This is a genomic window from Hymenobacter rubripertinctus (assembly GCF_003583925.1).
Taxonomy (GTDB): Bacteria; Bacteroidota; Bacteroidia; order Cytophagales; family Hymenobacteraceae; genus Hymenobacter; species Hymenobacter rubripertinctus.
On record NZ_QYCN01000089.1, the window covers coordinates 1 to 2,310 of the forward strand.

Sequence of the window (2,310 nt, forward strand, 5' to 3'; positions counted from 1 at the left end):
GCGCGTCGCCGGCGAAGTACTGCTGGGGCAGGGTGAGCGTCAGGTTCTGGGCTCCGCCGCACAGGGGCAGCTCGAGGGAGGCCGTGTTGTTGATCTGGGCCAGGATGCGCCGCCCGAATACCGATTTGATGACCACGCTGGGTGTATTAGCCGCATCAGCAGGGTCGTAGCGTAAAATTTTGCCACTACTATCTTTTACTGGCTTTTTAAGTCCTGGAGTAATCCTGCCTTCTTCTCCGGCACCCCACGTCACCACGTAGCTGGCTTGACCATTGTTGATAGTAGGTGCAGAGAGCGAGCCGCCGGAAGCGGAAGCGCTTTCAATAATGTAGCCATCCGGAATACCAGTAAGTGTGTAGTACTCTACCCTACTATTTTCCGCGACATAAAGCGGGGCAGTCCGACCTTTGGGGTTCCTACACCATCCAAACCCGTTCTGCCCCGTGAAGCAATGCCTCAGTGCCAAACTTACCACCCTTTTGCGACAGGTGCCCGTTGTGCGTCATTTGTCACGCCAAAAGTTTATCGCTCAATTCGTTATCAGCCTGCTCAAAAGCCGCAACGTGCAGTTCTGCGAGGTGGCCCAGCACCTGAACGACGCCGTCAAGCCCGCCTCGAATGAAACCCGCATTCAGGACTTTTTCCGCGAAACAGCATTGGATTACCGGCTGCTTGCTCAGTTGCTATTGACTTTGCTGCCGGCCACGGGCAAGTTGCGCCTCTGCCTGGACCGCACCGAATGGGACTTCGGCCGCTGCCAAGTCAACATTTTGCTCGTCACCGTCGGCCAGGGCGAGTTTCAACTGCCGCTGTACTGGGAATTACTCGACAACCGCAGCGGCAACTCCTCGGCGCTCGACCGCATTGCCCTGCTGCAAGTCTGCGTACAGGTGCTGGGCAGACACCGCATCGGCCTGGTAGTGGGGGACCGTGAATTCGTGGGCCACACCTGGTTGCAGTGGCTCAAAGACAATGGCTTGAACTTCGTCATGCGCCTACCCAAACACCACCTGCTCACCCACGCCAACGGGCAACGGCAGGCCATTGCTGCCCTGGGCCTGGCCCCCGGGCAGGTGCGCCGTTTTAGCCACTGCCAAGTCGATGGCGTGTGGGGTCAGGTCTGGGTTAAGGCCCTGGCCGACAACGAGTTTGTGTTTCTATTCGGCAACGTTGGACTGCCCTATATGGACCAACTCTACGCCAAGCGCTGGACCATTGAGCAGTGCTTTCAGAACCTGAAGGGCCGCGGCTTCAACCTGGAAGCCACCCACTTACGCTGCCGCCGCAAGTTGCGCAAGCTCGTGGCCCTGGTCAGCCTGGCTTACGCATTGTGCCTGAGCGTAGGCACGGTCGCCGATCAGAAATGCAAGCCTATCGCCCGCAAAAACCACGGCTACCGGGCCACCAGCCTGAGTCGGCACGGTCTGAACCTGCTGCGCCAACTCACCCGTCCCCATACGTCGCCACACGAACCGCTGGCTCGCAAAATCATGGCCTTACTGGATTGGTTTATTCGCTATCTTGCTTACAGTCAAACTACTAAAATAGTAGGGTAGAGTAAGTGTGTAGGTAACCGTCTGGTTAGGGCAGACGCTTGGCGCGTAATTCAGGAATGTTTGCGCCAGCATTGGAACAACATTCAACAGCAACAAAGCGAGTGTGGCGGATAGTAACCGCCAAGTAGAGGGTAAGTAATTTTTCATAAAAGAGAGAGAAAAAAACGAAAATGAATTATGGAAAAATAGTTCAGCGTTCAGTTGAGATGAAGCAGTAATGCAATGCGATTTGACTAATGGGGCGTAACGATATTCTGATATTATTATCCTTGGTATTCGCACTTCCATAGCCCTCAACATTATTGTCAAGGCGAGTAAGTGAATTCCCACCTGAAAATAATATATGCGAATACCGCACGGATACTGCTGATTCAGCACTGAGATACAAATAGGGTTTCACCTGATATCGTACTGCTATTATCGGGCGTAGGAAAGCGGAATAAGTAGTAAAGTTATAGTCTGATTTTCGTAGGAATAAGGCAGAACCTCCATCTACATTAATCGCGGCAATTGCTTCGTCGCGGCGACGAAAACGGTCATACCCAGCCCCCATATCTAGGCCCACACAAGCTACCCACCGGCGGGCAATGCTTCTTTGCCATTCGCGGCCGATATAAGTTTGCAGGCCAAAGCTGTTCTCGTAGAAGGTGGGGTTGACGGCTAAATCACTGCTCTTATTGCGCCGCTCGTTTCGCAGGTCGAGCACCAACCCCAGACGCAACGCCTGATTGGGCTTGGTCTGGCGCTTATAAAG

Annotated in this window: 2 protein-coding genes; one reads left to right on the forward strand and one right to left on the reverse strand. The window is 54.1% G+C overall.

Going from position 1 to position 2,310, the window contains the following annotated elements:
* Window positions 1–488: 488 nt before the first annotated feature.
* Window positions 489–1,556, forward strand: coding sequence for an IS4 family transposase (locus D0T11_RS21605; protein ID WP_245991116.1), 1,068 nt, complete (start codon window positions 489–491; stop codon window positions 1,554–1,556).
* Between the two features lie 190 nt (window positions 1,557–1,746).
* Here the strand turns inward: D0T11_RS21605 and D0T11_RS22805 are convergent.
* Window positions 1,747–2,310 (reverse strand): hypothetical protein (locus D0T11_RS22805; RefSeq protein WP_182888562.1); only part of this gene is annotated, 564 nt, incomplete at its 5' end.